Source organism: Ruegeria sp. CDSA089, assembly GCF_059612205.1.
On sequence record NZ_JBXWQD010000002.1, the window covers coordinates 422,479 to 443,780 of the forward strand.

At 58.0% G+C, this 21,302-nt stretch carries 26 protein-coding genes and 1 tRNA gene; 15 read left to right on the forward strand and 12 right to left on the reverse strand.

Annotation, left to right across the window (positions count from 1 at the left end; genetic code table 11):
• Positions 1 to 77: 77 nt before the first annotated feature.
• Positions 78 to 2,069 (forward strand): RNA polymerase sigma factor RpoD, encoded by a 1,992-nt coding sequence (gene rpoD / locus AC2FJ6_RS07735; RefSeq protein ID WP_170769341.1) that lies wholly within the window; start codon positions 78 to 80, stop codon positions 2,067 to 2,069.
• Positions 2,070 to 2,232: 163 nt separating this feature from the next.
• Here the strand turns inward: rpoD and AC2FJ6_RS07740 are convergent, their stop codons facing one another.
• Entirely contained in the window at positions 2,233 to 3,252 is a 1,020-nt protein-coding gene (locus AC2FJ6_RS07740) for a helix-turn-helix domain-containing protein (protein WP_170769342.1), read from the reverse strand.
• 272 nt (positions 3,253 to 3,524) lie between these two features.
• Here AC2FJ6_RS07740 and AC2FJ6_RS07745 point away from each other — a divergent pair, with 272 nt between their 5' ends.
• The 6 genes from AC2FJ6_RS07745 (at position 3,525) to ribD (ending at position 7,110) form a co-directional block, all read left to right on the forward strand.
• Positions 3,525 to 3,962, forward strand: coding sequence for a thiol-disulfide oxidoreductase DCC family protein (locus AC2FJ6_RS07745; RefSeq protein WP_496668760.1), 438 nt, complete (start codon positions 3,525 to 3,527; stop codon positions 3,960 to 3,962).
• Between the two features lie 39 nt (positions 3,963 to 4,001).
• Positions 4,002 to 4,499, forward strand: a complete 498-nt coding sequence (locus AC2FJ6_RS07750) for a DUF4166 domain-containing protein (protein ID WP_496668831.1) — start codon at positions 4,002 to 4,004, stop codon at positions 4,497 to 4,499.
• 84 nt (positions 4,500 to 4,583) lie between these two features.
• Complete coding sequence (locus tag AC2FJ6_RS07755; protein WP_170769345.1) at positions 4,584 to 4,988, forward strand: hypothetical protein; 405 nt, start codon at positions 4,584 to 4,586, stop codon at positions 4,986 to 4,988.
• Between the two features lie 20 nt (positions 4,989 to 5,008).
• Complete coding sequence (locus AC2FJ6_RS07760) at positions 5,009 to 5,422, forward strand: secondary thiamine-phosphate synthase enzyme YjbQ (protein WP_170769833.1); 414 nt, start codon at positions 5,009 to 5,011, stop codon at positions 5,420 to 5,422.
• Positions 5,423 to 5,542: 120 nt separating this feature from the next.
• The gene (gene nrdR, locus AC2FJ6_RS07765; RefSeq protein WP_008756450.1) at positions 5,543 to 6,013 is read left to right on the forward strand and encodes a transcriptional regulator NrdR; all 471 of its coding nucleotides are present in this window, start codon (positions 5,543 to 5,545) and stop codon (positions 6,011 to 6,013) included.
• Positions 6,010 to 7,110: a bifunctional diaminohydroxyphosphoribosylaminopyrimidine deaminase/5-amino-6-(5-phosphoribosylamino)uracil reductase RibD gene (gene ribD, locus AC2FJ6_RS07770; protein WP_331252069.1), complete on the forward strand. Its 1,101-nt coding sequence runs from the start codon at positions 6,010 to 6,012 to the stop codon at positions 7,108 to 7,110. The genes nrdR and ribD overlap by 4 nt, the downstream gene beginning before the upstream one ends.
• On the opposite strand, the gene AC2FJ6_RS07775 is transcribed toward ribD, so the two are convergent.
• The 3 genes from AC2FJ6_RS07775 to AC2FJ6_RS07785 are packed head-to-tail and all read right to left on the reverse strand — an operon-like array spanning position 7,107 to position 11,606.
• A complete protein-coding gene (locus AC2FJ6_RS07775) occupies positions 7,107 to 9,101 on the reverse strand; it encodes a capsule polysaccharide biogenesis protein (protein ID WP_170769346.1) in 1,995 nt (664 codons plus the stop codon). The genes ribD and AC2FJ6_RS07775 overlap by 4 nt on opposite strands.
• Positions 9,101 to 10,234, reverse strand: a complete 1,134-nt coding sequence (locus AC2FJ6_RS07780) for a polysaccharide biosynthesis/export family protein (protein ID WP_170769347.1) — start codon at positions 10,232 to 10,234, stop codon at positions 9,101 to 9,103. The genes AC2FJ6_RS07775 and AC2FJ6_RS07780 overlap by 1 nt, the downstream gene beginning before the upstream one ends.
• A gap of 31 nt (positions 10,235 to 10,265) precedes the next feature.
• Positions 10,266 to 11,606: a capsule polysaccharide biogenesis protein gene (locus tag AC2FJ6_RS07785; protein ID WP_170769348.1), complete on the reverse strand. Its 1,341-nt coding sequence runs from the start codon at positions 11,604 to 11,606 to the stop codon at positions 10,266 to 10,268.
• A 141-nt stretch (positions 11,607 to 11,747) separates the two neighbouring features.
• Here AC2FJ6_RS07785 and AC2FJ6_RS07790 point away from each other — a divergent pair, with 141 nt between their 5' ends.
• The 5 genes from AC2FJ6_RS07790 (at position 11,748) to AC2FJ6_RS07810 (ending at position 14,955) form a co-directional block, all read left to right on the forward strand.
• Positions 11,748 to 12,335, forward strand: a complete 588-nt coding sequence (locus AC2FJ6_RS07790) for a riboflavin synthase (protein WP_170769349.1) — start codon at positions 11,748 to 11,750, stop codon at positions 12,333 to 12,335.
• 103 nt (positions 12,336 to 12,438) lie between these two features.
• On the forward strand, positions 12,439 to 13,560 hold the full coding sequence (gene ribB / locus AC2FJ6_RS07795) for a 3,4-dihydroxy-2-butanone-4-phosphate synthase (RefSeq protein ID WP_170769350.1): 1,122 nt from the start codon (positions 12,439 to 12,441) through the stop codon (positions 13,558 to 13,560).
• Positions 13,561 to 13,562: 2 nt separating this feature from the next.
• Positions 13,563 to 14,114: a 6,7-dimethyl-8-ribityllumazine synthase gene (locus tag AC2FJ6_RS07800; RefSeq protein WP_170769351.1), complete on the forward strand. Its 552-nt coding sequence runs from the start codon at positions 13,563 to 13,565 to the stop codon at positions 14,112 to 14,114.
• The gene (gene nusB, locus AC2FJ6_RS07805) at positions 14,111 to 14,593 is read left to right on the forward strand and encodes a transcription antitermination factor NusB (RefSeq protein ID WP_170769352.1); all 483 of its coding nucleotides are present in this window, start codon (positions 14,111 to 14,113) and stop codon (positions 14,591 to 14,593) included. The genes AC2FJ6_RS07800 and nusB overlap by 4 nt, the downstream gene beginning before the upstream one ends.
• Before the next feature lie 56 nt (positions 14,594 to 14,649).
• A complete protein-coding gene (locus tag AC2FJ6_RS07810) occupies positions 14,650 to 14,955 on the forward strand; it encodes a hypothetical protein (RefSeq protein ID WP_170769353.1) in 306 nt (101 codons plus the stop codon).
• Between the two features lie 214 nt (positions 14,956 to 15,169).
• Here the strand turns inward: AC2FJ6_RS07810 and AC2FJ6_RS07815 are convergent, their stop codons facing one another.
• Complete coding sequence (locus tag AC2FJ6_RS07815; RefSeq protein WP_170769354.1) at positions 15,170 to 15,595, reverse strand: SRPBCC family protein; 426 nt, start codon at positions 15,593 to 15,595, stop codon at positions 15,170 to 15,172.
• A complete protein-coding gene (locus AC2FJ6_RS07820; protein WP_170769355.1) occupies positions 15,592 to 15,912 on the reverse strand; it encodes an ArsR/SmtB family transcription factor in 321 nt (106 codons plus the stop codon). The genes AC2FJ6_RS07815 and AC2FJ6_RS07820 overlap by 4 nt, the downstream gene beginning before the upstream one ends.
• Before the next feature lie 114 nt (positions 15,913 to 16,026).
• On the opposite strand from AC2FJ6_RS07820, the gene AC2FJ6_RS07825 reads away from it, so the two are divergent.
• Positions 16,027 to 16,458, forward strand: coding sequence for an MmcB family DNA repair protein (locus tag AC2FJ6_RS07825; RefSeq protein WP_170769356.1), 432 nt, complete (start codon positions 16,027 to 16,029; stop codon positions 16,456 to 16,458).
• Between the two features lie 4 nt (positions 16,459 to 16,462).
• On the opposite strand, the gene AC2FJ6_RS07830 is transcribed toward AC2FJ6_RS07825, so the two are convergent.
• Positions 16,463 to 16,651 carry a DUF6324 family protein gene (locus AC2FJ6_RS07830; protein WP_170769357.1) on the reverse strand — a complete coding sequence of 63 codons (189 nt, stop codon included), beginning with the start codon at positions 16,649 to 16,651 and terminating at the stop codon, positions 16,463 to 16,465.
• Positions 16,652 to 16,728: 77 nt separating this feature from the next.
• Here AC2FJ6_RS07830 and AC2FJ6_RS07835 point away from each other — a divergent pair, with 77 nt between their 5' ends.
• Both AC2FJ6_RS07835 and AC2FJ6_RS07840 read left to right on the forward strand, forming a co-directional pair.
• On the forward strand, positions 16,729 to 17,211 hold the full coding sequence (locus tag AC2FJ6_RS07835) for a GNAT family N-acetyltransferase (protein ID WP_170769358.1): 483 nt from the start codon (positions 16,729 to 16,731) through the stop codon (positions 17,209 to 17,211).
• Between the two features lie 47 nt (positions 17,212 to 17,258).
• A tRNA-His gene (locus tag AC2FJ6_RS07840) sits at positions 17,259 to 17,335 on the forward strand.
• Positions 17,336 to 17,420: 85 nt separating this feature from the next.
• On the opposite strand, the gene AC2FJ6_RS07845 is transcribed toward AC2FJ6_RS07840, so the two are convergent.
• From AC2FJ6_RS07845 to AC2FJ6_RS07865, 5 genes are all read right to left on the reverse strand, one after another.
• A complete protein-coding gene (locus AC2FJ6_RS07845) occupies positions 17,421 to 17,819 on the reverse strand; it encodes a hypothetical protein (RefSeq protein WP_480875098.1) in 399 nt (132 codons plus the stop codon).
• A 112-nt stretch (positions 17,820 to 17,931) separates the two neighbouring features.
• Positions 17,932 to 18,738: an ABC transporter permease gene (locus AC2FJ6_RS07850; RefSeq protein ID WP_170788435.1), complete on the reverse strand. Its 807-nt coding sequence runs from the start codon at positions 18,736 to 18,738 to the stop codon at positions 17,932 to 17,934.
• Positions 18,735 to 19,622 carry an ABC transporter permease gene (locus tag AC2FJ6_RS07855; RefSeq protein WP_170769835.1) on the reverse strand — a complete coding sequence of 296 codons (888 nt, stop codon included), beginning with the start codon at positions 19,620 to 19,622 and terminating at the stop codon, positions 18,735 to 18,737. Before AC2FJ6_RS07855 ends, AC2FJ6_RS07850 begins: the two co-directional genes overlap by 4 nt.
• A gap of 68 nt (positions 19,623 to 19,690) precedes the next feature.
• Positions 19,691 to 20,404, reverse strand: coding sequence for a transporter substrate-binding domain-containing protein (locus tag AC2FJ6_RS07860; protein WP_170769361.1), 714 nt, complete (start codon positions 20,402 to 20,404; stop codon positions 19,691 to 19,693).
• 32 nt (positions 20,405 to 20,436) lie between these two features.
• Positions 20,437 to 21,213, reverse strand: a complete 777-nt coding sequence (locus AC2FJ6_RS07865) for an ABC transporter ATP-binding protein (RefSeq protein ID WP_170769362.1) — start codon at positions 21,211 to 21,213, stop codon at positions 20,437 to 20,439.
• Positions 21,214 to 21,302: the final 89 nt, after the last annotated feature.

Sequence of the window (21,302 nt, forward strand, 5' to 3'; positions counted from 1 at the left end):
GTAAACGGGTGGCCGAATCACTTCTACGCGCTAATGATTCGGTTCAAACGAATCACCCATCCCTGCAGGAGCATTGAATGGCCGCCAAGGATACCAACGAAGACCGCAAATCCGACGAGCAGGAACAGGAAATCTCGCTGGATATGAGCCAGGCCCAGGTCAAGAAGATGATCGCCGAGGCCCGCGAGAAAGGTTACATCACCTACGACCAGCTCAATCAGGTTTTGCCGCCGGATCAGGTCAGCTCGGAGCAGATCGAAGACGTGATGTCGATGCTGTCCGAGATGGGCATCAACATCATCGAAGATGAAGAGGCCGAGGAAGAAGAAAACAAAGGCTCGACCGAACTAACCACGACCGAAAGCAACCGCGAGGTTGCTTTGGCCGGGGCGGCGACCGAAAAGCTGGACCGCACCGACGACCCTGTGCGCATGTATCTGCGCGAGATGGGCAGCGTCGAACTGCTGAGCCGCGAGGGCGAGATTGCCATCGCCAAACGGATTGAGGCCGGGCGGAACACGATGATCGCAGGCCTGTGCGAAAGCCCGCTGACGTTCCAGGCGATCACCATCTGGCACGACGAATTGCTGTCCGAAGACATTCTGCTGCGCGACGTCATCGATTTGGAGGCCACTTTTGGCAACCAGATGGACGAAGACGGCGACGTCGAGGAACCAGTGGTTGACACCTCGAACGTGCAGGCCGCCAAGCCCGCGAAAGAGGATACCGGCCCCGAGCTGGACGCCGACGGCAACCCGCTGAACAACGACGACGATGATGACGACGATGATCAGGCCAACATGTCACTGGCCGCGATGGAAGCCGCGCTGAAGGATCAGGTTCTGACCACGCTAGAACGCATCTCGACCGACTTCTCGATGCTGTCGGAAATGCAGGACAGCCGAATTTCAGCCACACTGAATGAAGACGGCACCTTCAGCGAACAGGACGAAGCAACATACCAAAAGTTGCGCGCCGAGATTGTTGAGCTGGTGAATGGGCTGCACCTGCATAACAACCGGATCGAAGCGCTGATCGACCAGCTTTACGGTATCAACCGCCGCGTGATGTCGCTGGACAGTTCGATGGTGAAGCTGGCGGATCAGGCACGGATCAACCGCCGTGAGTTTATCGACGCCTATCGCGGGCGCGAGCTGGACCCCAACTGGCTGTCGGATATGGCGGAAAAGCCGGGTCGGGGCTGGCAGATGTTCATTGAACGCTCGACCGCGAAGGTCGAAGAACTTCGCAACGATATGGCTCAGGTCGGTCAGTATGTCGGTTTGGACATCCCCGAATTCCGCCGCATCGTGCAGCAGGTTCAGAAGGGTGAGAAAGAGGCGCGGCAGGCCAAGAAGGAAATGGTCGAGGCCAACCTGCGTCTGGTGATTTCGATCGCCAAGAAATACACCAACCGTGGCCTGCAATTCCTTGATCTGATCCAGGAAGGGAACATTGGCCTGATGAAGGCGGTGGACAAGTTCGAATACCGCCGCGGCTACAAATTCTCGACCTATGCGACCTGGTGGATTCGTCAGGCGATCACGCGGTCTATCGCGGATCAGGCGCGCACCATTCGTATTCCGGTTCATATGATCGAGACGATCAACAAGCTGGTTCGGACCGGTCGCCAGATGCTGCATGAAATCGGTCGCGAGCCGACGCCGGAAGAACTGGCCGAAAAGCTTCAAATGCCGCTAGAGAAGGTTCGCAAGGTGATGAAAATCGCCAAAGAGCCGATCTCTCTGGAAACACCGATCGGCGACGAGGAAGACAGCCAACTGGGCGATTTCATCGAGGACAAGAATGCAGTGTTGCCTCTGGACAGCGCCATTCAGGAAAACCTCAAAGAGACCACCACACGGGTTCTGGCCTCTCTCACTCCGCGTGAGGAGCGGGTGCTGCGGATGCGCTTTGGCATCGGTATGAACACCGACCATACGCTGGAAGAGGTTGGCCAGCAGTTCAGCGTGACCCGCGAACGTATCCGCCAGATCGAGGCGAAGGCGTTGCGGAAGTTGAAACACCCCAGCAGGTCACGAAAACTGCGATCCTTCCTAGACCAATAAACAAAAGGCGCCTCAACCAAGGCGCCTTTTTTCATTCAGATGACCGTTTCAGAAAACGCTTTGGCAGGATTTCACAAGTTCTGAGCAGCAGCGGCACTTACCTCACTGTTGTCCACTCATGGGACGGACCGGGGCGAGGCATCTGCGCCGATGACCCCCGGTCTCACCCTTGGGGTGGAGGATCCAATCTGCTGCGGAACGTGCTTGGGGCTTGCCCGGTCCAGCGCTTGAAAGCGGTGGAGAAGGCGGGTTGATCGGCATAGCCAAGCGAATAGGCAATCTCGGTCAAGTTCATTCCGTTGGTGATGAAGGTCTGCGCTAGATCGCATCTGAGGTCATCGACGATCTCGCGATAGCTGGTTCCTTCATCCTTTAATCGACGCGCAAAGGTACGGGTGCTAAGACCCAAATTGGCGGCGGCTTCCTCGGCTTGCAGGATTGCACCAGGAAGGGATCTGGTGATCAGCCCTTCGACCTGCGCGCGCAATTTCTGTTTGGGTTGGCGTCTGTCGGCCATGACGCGATCCCCATACTCCAACAGATGCTGACGCAATTTGGGGTCATATGTCGGGACAGGTAAATCTAGCGTTGATAGGGCCAGAATGATCTCGAGCCTCTCGGTTCCGAAAGAGACGGGAAATCCTGCAAGCTTCTGATACTGCGCCTTGTTTTCCCCAACTTCGTGCTGAAAACACATTTCTATCGGGTAAAAATCAATCTGGGTAAGGTCGCGCATACGTGAAAGACCGGCGAACATCAGAAACTCGGTCCGGCGATGAAAACGGGCATAGCTGGCGTCCTTCCACTCGGCCTCGATCGTGGCAAAGTTCCCGGCCACGCGCAGACTGAAGCGCAGGGCGGGATCAATAAGGCCATGATAGCGGGCCGCGTTTTCCAGTACCTGCTTCAGATCGCGAGAGTATTTGCTGACATAGGCCGTCAGGCTCGAGGATGATTTGAAGGCCAGCCCCGCTTGCGCGGCAAACGTCGGATCGCCTAGGGCATCACAGGCATATCTGGTGAACAGAGCTTCGGTTTTTGCGCTGATCCCGCTGTTTAGCGCTTCGACCTCGGGCCGGCTGAGCCCACATTTCTCAAGCAATTTGTTGGCGACAGAATTGTCCGCCGCTTTCTGATCTAGCGTTCGGGTCAATGTCTGAATGCGGGCGATGTCGACGTCCATAGGTTCATCATAGCCTGTTTGCCCAGATTTTGCATCTATGCTGCAACGACCATTGTCCGGTTGTCGAAAAAGCTTGGCGCAAAGTCACAAGCGCTTTTTCTACTAAGGCATTATCTGAGCCTCGTTGCCGGGTTAGAACCTTCTCGGGGATGAGGTCGAGCCCAGTCCGGACACAAAACGGATTGTCAGTGGCTCCCCGGCACACCCGTGTCCAATTGTGTCGCATTGCTCCATTCACGCAACCAGCGCAAAACTGGCGTGAAAAGGGCGACATGCAGCATTTTGATCTGACCAGCGTGACGAAAGACCAGGACGTAATCGTTTTCGACGGCGAATGTGTCCTGTGTGCTGGTTTTTTTCAGTTCATGCTAAGACACGATAGGCTGGCTCGGTTCAAATTCGTCACGGCGCAGTCGCCGCTGGGGCAGCAGATGTATATCAGTCTTGGCCTGCCAACCGAGGATTTTGAGACCAATCTGGTCATTGTTGATGGCCAGGTGTTCCAACGTCTGGATGCTTTTGCTGCAGCTATGCGGGCTTTGCCAGGTTTGTGGCCGGTTCTTGGGCTGTGCCGCTTTTTGCCAAGAATTATGAAAGACCCGGTCTATTTTGCAGTCGCGCGCAACCGCTACAGGCTATTCGGGCAAAGGCCTAGCTGCCTGATACCAGACGCGGCAATCCACACGTGTTTTCTGCCCGGAGGGTTCTGATTGGACCCGTTCTGGCAAGCCCTGCCAACGCATTCCGATTTGCCTGACGCGCTTCGCGCTCTGCACGAACATCCTGGCAAGTTTTCAGGGCGTTGTTCGGTCGAAGCCGGAACAAGTTGGGTCGTAAGATCAGCGCTATGGCTGGGTAGGTTCCCACCCGTGGCTAGCGACATTGCGATCCGCATCGTGACCCGACAGGACAATGAGACGTGGTTTTGGACGCGAGATTTTGCCGGGCATCTGATGCAATCGTCAATTCGGTTTGATCCAAAGACCATGTTGGTCTGTGAAAAGGCGGGCGTACTGACATTTTGGCTAGAACCGATATGGAACGGCGCAGAACTGAAATTGAAAATTCAGGGCTTGTCTGTTTTCGGGGTGCCATGTCCGGGCGTTTTGGTGCCCAAATCCTCGACCGTCGAATGGCAGGACGCGGTGGGTCGGTTCCGTTTTGACGTTTCGGCCAGATTGCCCGTATTGGGACTGCTCATCCGATATCACGGATGGCTAACGCCGGATCACGCAAGCCCCGACTGAGGCTGAATTGATCGTGAACCGCCTTTGACTGCAAGCAGCGTATACTATTTCCAGTCTTACCTCGTAACAGGAAAGAGTATGATTATGAAACAGGTTATGACATATGCCGCTGTGGCGGCAGTGGTGCTGAGTACGCCGGTCTCAGCGACGGGATTTGCACGACTTGGGTACCAAATCGCGCCCGTCAACAGCAACGTTTACGAAGTGATCCCGCGCGGTCGAACTGATGTGGACGGATATTGGTGCGCCGCTGCGGATTACGCGCGCAGAACCTTGGGTGCGGGTTGGAAACAGCCGATCTATGTTGTGCGCGGCTATGGTCCCAGCGAAGCGACCGGTCGTCGTACGGCGGTCCAATTCTCGATCAATCCGCCAGCGGGTGTCAGCACCCCGACCAAGACTGTGTCTGTCGGGTTTGTCGCCGGTCAAAGCAGATCGGTTCAAAGCGCCAATTCGCTGTGCTACCGTCGCCAAATCTTTGACGACTAACGGAGTCTAGCGCCGTCTTGCTGCAGACCGAGTTTATTATTTCGACGCGCGGACCGGGTTTGTATGAATTCACCCGCGACGTGTGTAACTGGCTCAACTCGGTCGAAGCTCACGGGCTTCTGACGCTGTTCGTCCGCCATACGTCGTGTTCTCTGGTGATACAGGAGAACGCGGACCCCGAGGTGCAGACGGACATGAATGCTTTTTTTCAACGGCTGGTGCCGCCCTCGAACCATCCATCGATGTCTTACTTGCGGCACACTTATGAGGGCCCAGACGATATGCCTGCGCATATCAAGGCAGCCTTATTGCCTGTGTCGCTGACTGTCCCGGTGGCGAACGGTCGCCCGGTTCTGGGAACGTGGCAAGGAATCTACGTTTTTGAACATCGCTCCCAGCCGCATACCCGCAAGGTCGCGGCGCATTTTGCTTAGAATCAGGATATTGCGGTAAAATTTTCCGACTACCCAAACTCTAGCGGCTGCCCTATAGTTGTGGATAAGTAAGCCACAGCGCTTACAAAAGAGGCGGATATAGGGACGAGGAGACGGCGGATGCGCTGCCCGTTTTGCGGAAATATTGACACACAGGTGAAAGATTCACGCCCGGCTGAGGATCACGTTGCGATCCGCAGACGTCGCTTTTGCCCGGCATGTGGCGGGCGGTTTACCACCTATGAACGGGTCCAGTTGCGCGATCTGGTCGTGATCAAGACAAACGGCAAGCGCGAAGATTTCGACCGCGACAAGCTGGAACGGTCGATCCGTATCTCGATGCAGAAACGGCCCATTGACCCCGAGCGTATCGACCAGATGATCTCGGGCATCGTCCGGCGGTTGGAAAGCATGGGCGAGACGGATATCCCCTCGAACAAAATCGGCGAGATTGTCATGGAAGCGCTGGCACGGATCGACACCGTCGCCTATGTACGCTTTGCAAGCGTATACAAGAATTTCCAGGCGGCCGATGATTTCGAGGAATTTGTCCACGAACTGCGCCCGCCGCAGCCTTCGACGGACGAGTGAGCGACTCAGATAAGCGATATATGGCGCTGGCCCTGTCTTTGGGGCAGCGCGGGCAGGGGATGTGCTGGCCTAACCCGTCTGTGGGCTGTGTACTTGTGCGGGATGGTCGGATTGTCGGGCGCGGCTGGACGCAACCCGGCGGTCGCCCGCATGCTGAAACCGAGGCGCTGAAACAGGCTGGCGACGCGGCTCGCGGTGCGACGGCCTATGTCTCGCTGGAACCATGTGCGCATCATGGCAAGACACCGCCCTGCGCGCAGGCGCTGATTGCTGCGGGCGTTTCGCGCGTGGTTTCACCCATCGAAGACAGTGATCCGCGCGTGGCGGGGCAGGGCTTTGCGATGTTGCGCGACGCGGGGATCGAAGTCACGACCGGTGTCCTCTTGGATCAGGCCGAGCGGGATCACGCGGGCTTTTTCCTGAAGAACGAGCAGGGTCGCCCGTTTGTAACGCTCAAGCTGGCCAGCAGTTTTGACGGCCGTATTGCCACGGCGTCCGGGCACAGCCAGTGGATTACCGGGCCCACGGCGCGCCGTGCCGTCCATGCAATGCGCGCGCGCCACGATGCGGTGATGGTGGGCGCTGGGACCGCACGGGCGGATGACCCCTCACTGACGGTGCGTGATTTGGGGGTCCAGGCGCAACCGGTTCGCGTGGTGGTCTCGCGCCATTTGGACCTTCCCTTATTGGGGCAACTGGCCAGAACGGCCAAGGACATCCCGGTCTGGCTCTGTCACGGACCATCCCCCGACCCCGAGCGGGCAAAAGCGTGGGAGGGGTTGGGCGCGCGTTTGATCCCTTGTGCCTTGCACGATCATCAAATTGATCCCTTGGATTTGGTGCAGCAACTTGGGCAGGTCGGTTTGACCCGTGTCTTTTGTGAGGGCGGCTCGGCTTTGGCTGCGTCTTTGCTCGCGCAGGATCTGGTGGATGAACTGATCGGTTTCAGCGCCGGGTTGACCATCGGGGCCGAGGGGCTGCCCGCGATTGGGGCGCTGGGACTTGAAACGCTGGAGGCCGCGCCCCGGTTTTCTTTGATGGAAACCCGTGCCATCGGGCCGGATATCCTGCACCGCTGGGAAAGATCCCTGCGCTAGCGCCGCCAGAGATGCGCATAGGTCGCAAAGAGCCCTTGTAGTTTCGACAGTGCCCGTAATCCAGGCCGGTCGTTTTGATATCCCTCGGACAGACGTTGAACCGCAACTTCGACGGGGCAGGGCAGGCCGGTCACAGGATCAAGATAGCGCGGGTAGTCTATCAATGCGGCATGGACCAGCCCCAGCATTGACGGGCGCGCGCCGCGCCGCGCGGGAACTGAACCCAGGTCGGTCGTTAATCCCCAACCTGCATAGAATGGCGCGCCCAGAGTGGTCACAGGTATCCCACGCATCAGCGCTTCGAACCCAAGCAACGAAGTTATGGTCCAGACCTCGTGCACCTGCGCCAACAATGAGGCCGGATCGGTATCCGAGACGACGACGTCCGCCAGATCGCGGGCGTCGATATTGCCACTGCGCAGGCCAGCCTCGACATCAGGATGGGGTTTGTAGATCAGCACTGCGTCCGGGTTGGCGGCGCGCACAGCGCGTAGCAAATCTGCGTTGGTGCGGACATCGCTTGCCCCCAGCTGGATCGAGGCGTCATCCTCCACCTGACCTGGAATCAAAATGCGGTGCCCATCGGGCAGGGCGGGGGCGGGGTCGCCCGTGTTGTATTTGCTGATCTGGCCCGAGATGATCTGCGCCACAAGCCGCTCGGCGCGCAGCTCCTGATCCGGGCGCAGGGTTTCGCGCCGGGCGATCAGGCTTTCCAATTGGCTGGGACGGGTTGGATCATAGTAGATTCCCAGATCATCCGTCGCCAGCGACAGAGGGGGCACCAGCCGGGCCCCCAGCCCCCGAGACCGCAGAAATCCATCCTCGACACGCACAACGTGATCCGTCGCCTCGGCTTGATTGGCCCAGACCATATGTGGTTGTTCGCCCGCCGTCGGAATATCCGGGGTGAACCTGACTTTTTTCTCGCGCCCGAACATCTGTTGGATGTGTTTACGTTTCCACAAACGCATCCCCGAGGCGGTCCACCCTCTGTGATCCTGCCGCCATGCGCGGGTCTGCGCTTCGAGCGTGTCCAGAACGGTTTCCAACTGACAGAGCTGATCTCGGAATGGGTCGTACCATGTCGGGTACAAGATCATCGCCGCCGCGAATAGCTGCGGTCGTGTCAAGTTGCGCTGGCGACGGGGCAGGTATGGCTCGTCCTGCGTCAATCCCCAACCGGCATAGAATGGCAGGCCAAAGACACGCGGTTTGTGCCCGGCCAAAATGGCCTCGAACCCGTATTGCGATGACAGCGTGTAAACGCCAACGGCACCTTCCAGCAGGGTCCAGGGACTGATCGGATCGCTGAACAGTGTGACCCGGTCTGTCTTATCCTGGTCCGAGTAATAGCCGGGGCGGTGGCCTTGGATGGTTTCGGGATGCGTTTTGATCAGGACGCGGGCGCCGGGGTTCTCCTCTTGCGCCATCACCAGCATTTCGCGAAAGCGCGCCAGATCCCCGCCACTGGCCTTGACCGAGGCGTCATCGCGTGCCTGATCAACGACCAAAACATAGCCGGGTTCAGGTGGTTTGATGTCCGGGTGATAGGCCGAGTATTTGCCAAGATGTCCGTCACGCAAACGCTCGATCCCGCTACGGGCTCGGTTCAGAAGGGCGGTGTCGTCCAGCGGGTGAGTGGCCAGAAGTGTCTCAAGCTCAGAGGGTAGCGACGGGTCGAAATGCAGGCCCGACCGGTCCAGCAACAGACCCATAGGGGCTTCTCCGCTTCGACCGGGATGAAGAGAGCGCAGAAAGGCATCTTCGACATGCAGGATGGGTGCGTCATACCTTTCTGCCACCCATCGGCCACGATGCGCGGTGGGGCTGTCGCCCCAGACACCCACCAAGTCGCCGTCTTTCGGCAGGCCGAGGCGGATGTCGTAACCTGCAAGCGTCAGGATTCGGCGGATGCGGCGTTGGGTCAGAAACCCGCCGTTGTAGACAAGCAGTCGGGTCCGACTGTCCCCGGCTGTTGTGCCGGAATACATCAGCCGCCTGTCAGCGTTGTGACATTTGCCAGCGGTGTCAGGCCGCCCGCGATCAGCGAGATGGACTTGCTCCACTGTGAGTAGGGGGCTTCGGTGACATAGATCGTGTCATCATCGCGGATGACGAAATCGCGCGCGATGAACAGCCCGTTGGGTGCGGTGAGGTTCAATAGGTAGATCATGCGCTGATCCCCTTGCAGATCAGGCTGCCCCATGACCGCACGTGCGATTTCTTCGCGTTCCTTGCGCAGCACGAAAATACCGGTTGGGTCTGAGGACAGAGATTGTAAGCCGCCAACCTGGGCCAAAGCCTCTAGGGCGGAAAGGTCCTGACTGTCAAAGGCTACCCGCGATTGCCCGCCGGTGGCGCCAAGCGCCACGTAAGAGCGGGTGTCCGCCTCAATCAAGATGCGATCTCCGGCGCGTAGCGCGACGTCCAGTTTGGGATCACTGAACAAGTCGTTGTACCAGACCGTCCCCCGCTGATCGCCGCGTATTAGTGTGACCAGAGCGATATCGGAACCGACCGAAACACCACCAGCCCGTGACAGCATCCCACTGAGCGTTCGGGTCGGGCGTTCGATCGGGTAGATGCCCGGAGACGCCACACCGCCAACCAAAGATACGGTTGACCCATCCCCCGCAGCGCGGCGTACTTCGACTTGCGGATCAGGGGTTTGCTCGCGCAGCTTGTCGGTGATGACGATGCGCAATTGTTCCGGAGTGTTGCCCGCTGCGCGGACCCGCCCAGCATATGGGACAAAGATGAAGCCCTCGCTATCGACCTGCACTTCGTTCAGGGATGTGGCCGCGCCCGCCTGAACCGACAAAAGGCCGTTGTCGACGTTTTCCCAAATCGACAGACCGAGAACATCGCCGGGGCGCACCGTGTCTGCCGTCAGATTTGGCGCGCTGCGAAAGGCTGCTGAGAACCCGAATTGTGGGATGGCCGATGTTTCCTTGGTGACGCGGTCATCCACCTCGACGACAAAAGCGTTGCCTCCATTCGCGGTGGAGCCCGCTAATATTTCGGATTTATTAGGACCAGATTTGGGAAGCTGGCACGCCGCCAGCAGACCGAAAGCGGCCACAAGGGAAACCCCCCGTACCCAGCGGATGGGAAAGCACTGCACTGCCGAATATCCTCAGTCTTTTTTGTTTGTGTCAGGCTAACCGGTTCGCCGCACGACTTCCAGTCTCAACCCGTTCGAGTCCTTGCACGATTTTCAACTGTGGCCTCTCGGTCTCGTTCAGCAGGGTTTGGTAGGGATCATATTGGTTCAGCATCAAATCCGCCGCACGGCGTAGCAGCTGCCGACGCCCTCGCACCGAGTAGAAACCACCCGGAATTTGGCTGGTCTTCAGCAAAAACCGGCGATAGCTCCGGTAGGCGTCCAGATCGGGCCGAGTGGGATTGGCAAAAAACGCCTCAAGCGGTTGTTGCGAGACGAATTCCGCCTTGTCATAGACCGACCGTCCAAAAATGCGCAGCGGTATGCCGCGCCAAAGCACCTGCTGTCCTGCTGTCGAGTTGATCGTCACGGCCGAGCTGGCCTCATCCAACAGACGGGCCAATTTGCCGCCGGGGACATAGTGCACCCTGTCGGCAACCCCAAAAGAGCGGGCCAGATCGCGTGTGCGTTGTCGCAAAGGCTCTCGATGATTTTCCAGAGGATGTTCCTTGACCACCAGTTGGTGATGCCGGGGTGCACCTCCGGCAAAACCGCGAATGACATGTTCCAGAAACTCGCTCATTCCGTTGAAATCCGAATGCGCCTGTACCGAGCTGTCATGCCCAAGTTGCAGCAACGCCAGATGGTAGGGCTGCCCTGTCCGGCGCACGCGCTGGGTGGCCCAAAAGCGTTGTAGCCTGTGGAAGGGCATCAGCATGAAGCGTTTGAAATAAAGCAGAAACTCCCGTGAGACGGGTAATTCCCGGTGACGGCGGAAATTACGGTAGCGTTGGTTCAGAAACAGGACGAACCAATGATAGAGCGCACCATAGAAAATATGCTCACGCATGTCGCCCCAATGGGCAGGCGGAGGCGATGTCTGAGTGTCAGTCTGTTCCAACGCATCCTGCATCTGCGTGATATCCATGGACATAAGCCGCGAGTTCCCGTTCGAGCCCGCCCTTTCGTACGTCACCCACCAGGGGCGCAGATACCCTTCTTCGAACACATGCACTGTCAGCCCGTTTTCTTGCGCGATTGCGGCAGCCTGCGCGTGGATCGGTCGCGTGTCGCCATAAAGCACCAGATCTGTGACGCCGAGATCCGTTATCAGTCGGGTGAATGTGCCCGGCCAATCTTCAGGCCTGCCGCGAAATGGGATATAGCTGGCCCGCTCGAACCAAAAGGCTCGGTCGCCAGCGTTGAACCCCACGCGCCACACCGTCGCCCCTGTTTTGCGCAAAATCCGCCCTAGCGCGTTGAAGAACGGGCCGTGCGGTCCTTGCAGGAACAGAAAGACGCGTTGATCCGCGTCTGTGGTGATTGGTGGCATGAGGACTGCTCGTGTGGTGTTATGGCTAAATTTATGCCCGTTTCCATCATTCCCGGCAAGGCAGGGCTTGCCCGCCATGGCGGTTACGCTTACCTCGACTGGGACTACGGGTCATAGGTTAGCAAACCAAGGGTAAAGAAAATGTTCACTGGGATCGTCACAGATATAGGAACCATTACCGAGTTAGATCAGCAGGGCGATTTGCGGGCGCGCATTCAGACGGGCTATGACACCGCTGGGATTGATATCGGCGCATCCATTGCCAGTGACGGCGTGTGCCTGACTGTGATCGCGCTGGGCGATGACTGGTACGATGTCCAGATCAGCGCCGAGACCGTGTCGAAGACCAATCTGGATGGCTGGAAACTCGGGAAACGCGTCAACCTTGAACGCGCCTTGAAAGTTGGCGATGAACTCGGCGGGCATATCGTATCCGGCCATGTGGATGGCGTGGCCGAAATTGTGGCCATGCAGGACGAAGGTGACAGTACGCGTGTCACCCTGCGCGCTCCCAAGGACTTGGCGCGGTTCATCGCGCCGAAAGGATCTGTTGCGCTGAACGGGACGTCCTTGACCGTCAATGACGTGGACGGATGTGACTTTGGCATCAACTTCATCCCTCATACCAAAGAGGTGACAACCTGGGGCGATGTTGCGGTCGGAGACAAGGTGAACCTTGAGATCGACACGCTGGCTCGCTACGTCGCCCGCTTGGCAGAAATGTCCTGAGTTGAACGCCGCGTTCTGACCGGTTCGGGACGTTTGCAGACTGGTCTTTGCGCGCGGGGTGGTCTATCCACCCGTGCAAACATGCTCTGCGAAAGGCTGCCCAATGAGCTTTGAAACCCCCGGACCCGTCGAGGCGCAACTGCGCGACGCGATCAGCCCGATCGAAGAGATCATCGAAGAGGCGCGCAAAGGCCGGATGTATATTCTGGTCGACCACGAAGACCGTGAGAATGAAGGCGATCTGGTCATCGCGGCCGAGTTCGCGGATGCCGAGGCGATCAACTTCATGGCCACCCATGGGCGCGGCCTGATCTGCCTGCCGATGACCGCAGAACGTGTGGAGGCGCTGGGCCTACCGATGATGGCGGTGAACAATTCCTCGCGTCATGAAACCGCGTTCACCGTGTCCATCGAGGCACGCGAAGGTGTGTCGACCGGAATTTCCGCCGCTGACCGGGCGCTGACCGTGGCGACGGCGATCAACGAGCAGAACACCATGGCGGCCATCGCGACCCCCGGCCATGTGTTTCCCCTACGCGCCAAGCGGGGCGGGGTGCTGGTGCGTGCGGGCCATACCGAGGCCGCCGTGGATATCTCGCGCTTGGCTGGGCTGAATCCTTCGGGCGTGATCTGCGAGATCATGAAGCCCGACGGCACAATGGCGCGTCTGCCCGATCTGGTGGAATTCGCACAAACCCATGACATGAAAATCGGTACGATCAGCGACCTGATCACCTACCGATCCCGCAATGACAATCTGGTGGTCGAGACGTCGCGTGAAACCGTCAATTCGGAATATGGTGGCGAATGGGAGATGCGGCTGTTCACTGACCAGCTTCATGGCATCGAACATGTGGTCATGATCAAAGGCGACATCACCACGCCCGAGCCCGTTCTGACCCGCACCCATGCTTTGCACGAAGCGCCGGATATCTTGGGCCTCGGGCCGAAATCTTCGCGCGAACTGCCGCGTGCGATGGAGAAGATCGCCGAAGAGGGGCGCGGCGTCGTCTGTCTGTTCCGCCAACCGCGCAACTCGCTTTACGCGGTCGAGGATGAAGGCCCTCGGACTATCAAACAAACAGGACTGGGGTCTCAGATCCTGTCCAAATTGGGCATTCACGAGCTGGTGCTGCTGACCGACTCGCCCGAAACCGTATATCTGGGGCTCGACGCGTTTGGCCTGTCCATCGTCGGCACCCGTTCCATCCTCAAGGAAGACTGATCGTGGCTGAACAAGACAAACACGGCGTCCTGCCGACTCCGACATTCGACAAGCCGGTGAAACTGCTGCTGGTGGTGGCCCCGTTCTACCGCGCTATCGCGGACAATATGGTCGCCGGTGCCAAAGCAGAGATCGAGGCCGCAGGTGGCACCTGTGAAGTGGTCGAAGTTCCCGGCGCGCTGGAAATCCCGACCGCCATCGCAATGGCCGACCGTCAGTGCGATTTCGACGGCTATGTTGCGCTGGGCTGCGTTATTCGCGGCGAGACCACGCATTATGAAACTGTCTGTAACGACTCCAGTCGGGCCATCCAACTGATGGGTCTTCAGGGTCTGCTGATCGGCAACGGTATCCTGACCGTCGAGAATGACGAACAGGCCGAGGTCCGCGCCAATCCAGAAAAGATGAATAAAGGGGGCGGGGCAGCCGCTGCGGCCTTGCATCTGATCGCGCTCAGCCGTAAGTGGGGCTCTTCCAAAAAGGGCGTGGGCTTCAAGCCGCCGTCCGAGTCCATCCTTGTGGCGGGCGACAGCAACGGATCCACGACAGCATGACCCAGACAGACGCGCCGAAACCGGCCAACCAGAAACGCCTGATGAAATCCGCCGCCCGGTTTTACGCCGTGCAGGCGCTGTTCCAGATGGAGCAGTCAGGCCAGACGACCGAAGCAGTCGTGACCGAGTTTCTGGATCACCGGTTTGGTGCCGTTTATGAGGGGGAAGAGATGCTGGACGGCGATATCCGCCTGTTCCGCAAACTGGTCGAGGACGCCGTGAACTATCAGGCCCCCATCGACCAGATGACCGACCGCGCGCTGGTGGCCAAATGGCCCATCGCACGTATCGACCCGACCTTGCGCGCCGCTTTCCGCGCCGCCGGGGCCGAACTGACCCAGAGTGACACGCCGCCCAAAGTGGTCATCACCGAATTCGTCGACGTGGCCCGCGCCTTTTTCCCGGAAGGCAAAGAGCCGAAATTCGTGAACGCTGTACTGGACCACATGGCGCGCGAGGCTCAGCCCGAGGCGTTCTGACGCCTTTACTCAGAGCATCCGAAGGCTACGCTTGTGACCAAACAGGGAGTGCCGCTATGCCCAAGCTCATCCGTCTTTATATCACTCAGGTTATCTGGGGATTTGTGATCTCGGCCGTATTTGTCGGCGTGCTGTTGGCTGTGAACGTGGCCAATCTGCGCGGGTTGATTTGGGGTTCGGATGTTGGGTTGGTGGCACTCGTCATGATCTGGTTCATGAACGGCATCGTTTTTGCAGGTGTCCAGTTCGCCTACAAGATCATGAGCATGGCGGAAAGGCCGGGTAGTCCGCGCCGTGGATCACCCGTCGTTAATGTGTTCAAACCTGTGCTGGCCAAGCAAGGCTCACGCGCAGAGCGCTGATAATTTTAGAAAAATGTGGCGGGACCACCAGTCAACCGTGCGGTGTGATTCCCGAGGACCTGTATGTACAGGTGGGCGCCAGGTAATCAGGCCAGGACCTGAACAGAGCCAGCCCCCTCGGAATTGCTTAAGGCCACCAGAATGCTACCAGTCACAAGAAGGGCAGAACCCGCCAAGCGCTTAGTTAGGGCGTCTGACGGGCTGGCACAAGGGGTTAAGCGTCAACAGTTTCGTGCAGAGCTTTGCGCATCTTGCCGAAATGCTCGTCCCAACCGTTGTCCAGGGCCAGGATCAGGCCGAAAGCCTCAGCGCCCTGGGGCAGGCCTTCGTGCACCAAGGACAATCGTGTGCCGCCGTCTACGGGCTCCAACGTCCATTTGACCACACTGACGGAGTCTCCCATCGGTTTCACCGTGAAGGTATATTCAAGATACTGCGGCTTGCGCGCCTCGCGCACCTCTCCCCAGATCAAAAGATCGCCGCTTGTGGTTCCGAACATCTCAAGCTTTTGTCCTGCTGCCAGTGGGCGTTCGGGCTTGTGAAACCATTCGGCAAGGCGTTCCGGTTCGGTCAGATAGTCCCAGACAGTGTCCGGCTCAGCGCGCAGGAAGATGGTCTTTTGCAAAACTGCGTTGGTCATGTCTCTTTCCTCTCAATGGCTTCTTTCAAGTTACGCAGGCGCTCGTCCCAGAACTGATCAAAGAAGCTCAACCAATCCAGAACAGGGGCCATTCCCTTGGGTTCAAGACGGTTGATGCGTTCTCGCCCCCGAGCTTCGACCTGGATGAGGCCTCCGTCCGACAACACGGTCAGGTGTTTTTTGACGGCCGCTCGGGTCATGTCGAAGCAATCTGTCAGTTGCGCGATTGTCATATCCTGCGATGCAAGCATCTGAACGATGTCCCGGCGCGTGGGGTCCGCAAGCGCGCGAAACGCGTTTTGGATTTGGTCAGGCATCCGTTTCCTCATATCCGATACCATTAGGTTTCATATTTATTTGATACCATATGGTATCATGTCAACAGCAATCTCGCTCTTGCAATTTGTTCACGAATTGTTCACATTTTCCCAATGACATTGGATCTACAACCCGGCCAGAAGCTAGCACGCGGCGTGGCGCGTCATCTCAGCGCGCATGGTTTTGTTTCTGTTGAGGAATTCGTGCCGGCGCGCGGGTTGCGTGTGGACGTTATGGGGTTGGGCCCCAAGGGTGAATTGTGGGTAGTGGAATGCAAATCCTGCCGAGCGGATTACCAATCGGATTCCAAGTGGCAGGGCTATTTGGAGTGGTGCGACCGATTCTTCTGGGCCGTGGATACCGAGTTCCCGACCGAGCTGTTGCCTGCCGAGACTGGTCTGATCATCGCCGACGCCTATGACGCCGAGATCGTGCGCATGGCCCCAGAGGATAAGCTGGCTCCGGCACGCCGGAAGAAGATGATCCAGAAATTTGCAACCGATGCCGCCCGAAGGCTGCACGCATTGCGAGACCCAAGGCTTTAGCGCGTTAGCCTTTCACCGCCAGCGCGGCTTGCGCGGCAGCGCGAATCTCTTCGGCGATTTCTTCAGCCTCGTCGGGTTCGAAATCCATCGGTATCTCGACGCCATCAGCTTCGATGAACAGGCGCACCATGCCTTGGTCGGTCGGGCCGATTTGCAGGTTGGCCTGAATGTCACGTTCGGTGTTGATACCCATTTGCGCCTCCGGGGATGAGCGTTTGTGCTAGCGCGCAAAGACTTGAGAATCAAGCCGCTGATCGGGTCAGATGAGGAATGAACGACACGGTGATCAGACCTTTTCGCCCATCAGACGTTCCGTGGCTGGTCGCGCAGCACGGCCTTCTTTACGAGCGTGATGAAGGGTTTGACAAAAGCTTTGCACGCCTTGTGCAGCAGATACTGGATGAGTTTGTGGCAACCCATGACCCGTCCTGTGATCGCGGTTGGATCGCGGAGCGGGCAGGCGTTCCTCTGGGGAGTATCTTCTGCGTGCGACTGGATGAGATCACTGCAAAACTGCGCCTGTTCTTTCTAGTGCCCGAGGCGCGCGGAAAAGGTTTGGGTAAGCGCTTGCTGCATACCTGTATGGACCACGCCCGCGACACTGGGTTTGAGAAAATGTCGCTATGGACCCACGAAAGTCACCGTGCCGCTTGCGCGCTGTATCAGGCGACGGGATGGCAATTGACGGGTAGCAAACCGGTGCATTCTTTCGGGGTCGATCTTGTCGAACAAAGCTGGGAAATTCGGCTTTAATCCTCTTGCATTCCCTCGGCGCGTTCGGTACATCGCCCCTCACGAGTGCCGCCTTAGCTCAGTTGGTTAGAGCGCTGGATTGTGGATCCAGAGGTCCCCTGTTCAAGCCAGGGAGGCGGTACCATCTCCCTCATCATCGGTTGAATAATTACAAGGCTGCTTGTCCGGCTGAATGCATGTGCATTGCTGTTCGCGGCGGCGATTTTTCCTTAGACCGAGATCTTACCAGACAGAATTCCTGCAAAGAAGGTGATCAGCCAAAGCGCAACCCAGATCCACAGGAGGGGCTGTTTCTTGATCCGGCCGTGTCGGATCAAAGGAAAGGACAGGGCCGCGCCCGCCAGAGGGAACAGAGCCGTGAATGGCACCAGTGAGAATATCAGCGGCAACATGAAAGGCAGGGTAAAAGCTGCCATTAGAAACGACAGCCCGACATAGGCTAGTGTGACAACCGGGCCGGCCTGAGACTCGCCGACGAGGAACGGAATGGACGATACCAGCATCAGCGCCGCTGTTAACGGAGCCGAGATGAAAAGCGCCAGGGCAGCACAGGTGCAAAGGCTGCGGAAGGGCTTGGTGGTATCAAAATTCCAAGTTCTGAGCTTCACGAAGAAACGCCTTGGGGTGTTGGCCGGCGAAGCTGCGGGGCCGCTCTGCGGTGGCGTGCTTTCGGGACCACTGCCAGAACCGCATCAAAGCCTGCGACAGGAATGCTGTGTCTCAGCGGGCCAGATTTAGTCTCAACTTCATCTTGCTGCGTTTGGCCACGGGCAGGTGCCGGTTTAGGTGTTTGTTCACCAGCCCAAAGCCCCAGATCACCACTAGAGTCAGCAGAATGAAATAGAAGGCCAGAATAGGGTAGGGGATGAACGGATTGAACGTCTTGTCCGCGAAATAGCCCGCGTAATAAAGCGCATCGCCCCGTTGTTGCCAGACTGGGAAGGCCGAGAAGAAGACCAGCGTGGTGGCGTGGAACAAAAAGATTGCCTCATTTGTGTAGGCAGGCCAGGCAAGCCGCAGCATGGTCGGCCAAATGATACGGCGAAACCGCGACCAGCCGGTCATTCCATAGGCGTCTGCAGCCTCAATATCGCCCTTGGGGATCGAGCGTAGGGCACCATAGAAGATCTCGCCTGAATATGCGGCGGTGTTGCAGAACAACACGATCAACGCTCCCAGCCAGGCAGAGGTCAATGCGTCGAAGAAGGGAAAACTCTGCTTGAGGGACAGGAAGAAGAAGTAGGCAAAGAAAAACTGGATGAACAGAGGAGATCCCCGGAACAGGAAAATGAACCACTCGGACGGTTTGCGCAGCCATTTCTTGCTTGACGCTTTGCCAACGGCCAGCGCTGTAGCCAGAAAGAACCCGGTCGCCAGCGCCATGATCCCGAAATAAATATTCCAGATCATGCCCGAACCGATCAGGGTGAATTGCTCGCATAGTGTAAAATCATTGCGCGGCAGAAGGCGTTCACCGATGCCGACCGAGCGAAGCGCATAGTCCTGGATGGTCTGGATGCAGCTCATGCGGTGGTCTCCTTGCGCAGAAGCTCTCCGCCTGCGGTGGCTTGTCCGTGCGACAGGCGACGCATCAACCGTTCAAGGCCGATTTCCGAGACGCGGGTCATGCCCAGGTAAAACACGAGCAGAGCAAGGAAGTACCACATACGCCAGTCGCCGTGCGGGTATTGGGTGAATTTCGGGTTTTTGAACGACCCCAGTTCGCGGGCCCAATAGACGATGTCTTCGATGCCCAGCAGGAACAGCAACGGTGTGGCCTTGATCAGCACCATCCAAAGGTTAGACAGGCCGGGCAGGGCGTAGACCCACATCTGTGGTACCAGAATGCGCCAGAATGTCTGGCGGCGGGTCATACCGTAAGCTTCGGCGGTTTCCAGTTGCGCATGCGGGACGGCGCGCATGCCGCCAAACAGAACATTGGCGGCAAATGCGCCAAACACGATTGAAAAAGTAATAACGGCCAGGAAAAAGCCATAGGTCTCGTGAACCCATTCGGGTGCAGTTCCAAGCGGCAGTTTGGCGGCCTGACAAACGATGAAATCATTGCCCTGTCGAACGGGGTCAGTCCATTCGGGGCAAAGAATCTTGTGGCGCGTCCATTCGAATGCCTGATCCAGCGCTATCACGAAGAACATGAAGAACGCGATATCCGGCACACCGCGAACGATGGCGATATAGCCTTTGCCCAACATGGCAAGCGGTGGAAAATGTGACCGCGCGGCCATGGCCCCCAGAAAGCCGAACCCCAATGCAACCGGGGCGGTGATCGCCAGCAGCAGCAGGACCTTGAAGAAGGATAGATAAAACAGCCAATGCACACCGTTGGTCAGGTAACAGGCAAACCAACGGAACGTGCCGAGTGTTTCGGGATCGGTGCAGAACGAGAAAATGGCGGGCCTCTTTGACTTGCAAGGGCTCTGAGGCGGCGCGCCCTAAGTAAGGCGCGCCGCAGAGTTTATCAGAAGGTCGAGGACACTTCCCACTTAGTGATCAGCGCGTTCAGGCTGCCATCGTCCTTCATGGACTGGATGGCCGCGTTGAACTTCTCTTTCAGCTCACCATCGGATTCGCGGATACCCATTCCGACACCGCCGCCCAGCGGAACGTCGTCACCCACAAAAAGCAGGCCCGAGCCATCTTCGGTAAAGGGTGCCAGGAACGACCGGTCAGCAAGGACTGCATCCGCTTCGCCGTTGCGCACAGCAGCAATGGTTTCCTCGGGGCTGGCGAACTCAACCAGAGTTGCACCGGAATCGGCCACATAACCCGCCTGAATCGTGCCGGTCTGGGCGGCGATCACACCACCAGCCAGGTCCACGCCATCAGACATGGCGATATAGGCCGACGGATCCGGCGGCGTGTAGTTCTGGGTAAAGTCGATGACTTCGTCACGCTCATCGGTGATCGACATGCCGGCGATGATTGCGTCGTAGTTGCCCGAGACGAGGTTCGGAATGATCGAATCCCAGTCATTCTTGACCCACTCGCATTCCAGACCTGCGCGTTTGCACAGCTCATCGCCCAGTTCACGCTCGAACCCGTCGATTTCGCCAGCGTCGTTGACGAAGTTCCACGGCGCATAGGCGCCTTCGGTGCCCAGACGAACGGTGTCCGCCATGGCCATGCCGGCGCTCAGCGCCAAGGCCGCAGTGGTCAGAATCAGTTTTTTCATTGGTTACTCCCCAGTTTAGTTCTGTCCTGAATTTATGCCGCCATAGTGGCGGATAGAAAGCCCTGAAGCCGTTCGGATTCAGGGGTGGTGAAGATATCTTCCGGCAGGCCTTCTTCTTCGATGAGGCCCTGATGCAGAAAGACGACATGGCTAGAGATATCAGCAGCCATCTTCATGTCGTGGGTCACGATGATCATGGTGCGGCCTTCGGCAGCCAGATCCTTGATCACCTTAATCACTTCCTGTTCCAGTTCGGGGTCCAGCGCCGAGGTGGGCTCGTCAAACAGCAGGGCCTCGGGCTCCATGCAAAGCCCGCGTGCAATGGCGGCGCGTTGCTGCTGCCCGCCCGAAAGCTGCGCCGGGTAGACATCACATTTGTCGCCAATGCCCACTTTTTCCAGGTATTTTCGGGCGCTGTCCTCAACTTCGGCCTTGTCGCGGCCCAAAACGGTGACGGGGGCCTCCATCACGTTTTGCAAGATGGTCATATGGGACCACAAGTTGAATTGTTGGAACACCATCGACAGATTGGTGCGGATGCGCAGGACCTGTTTGGGGTCGGCGGGGCGGCGGTTGTGGCCCGAACCGCTCCACTGAACCGGTTCTCCCTTGAACAGGATTTCGCCCTGTTGGCTGTCTTCCAACAGGTTGCAGCAGCGCAGTAGTGTAGATTTTCCGGACCCGGATGAGCCGATCAGCGATACGACATCGCCGCGTCTGGCCGTAATATCCACCCCTTTCAGCACCTCAAGATTGCCGAAGCTTTTGTGTAGGTTCTTGATCTCGATGACCGGAGTGGAATCTGTCACGGGCGACCTGAGTGTTATTGGTGTTGGTGCGGTACTAGGGCTTAAAAATCAGCCTAATGCAATGCGCAAATGACATATATGAGGTCCGA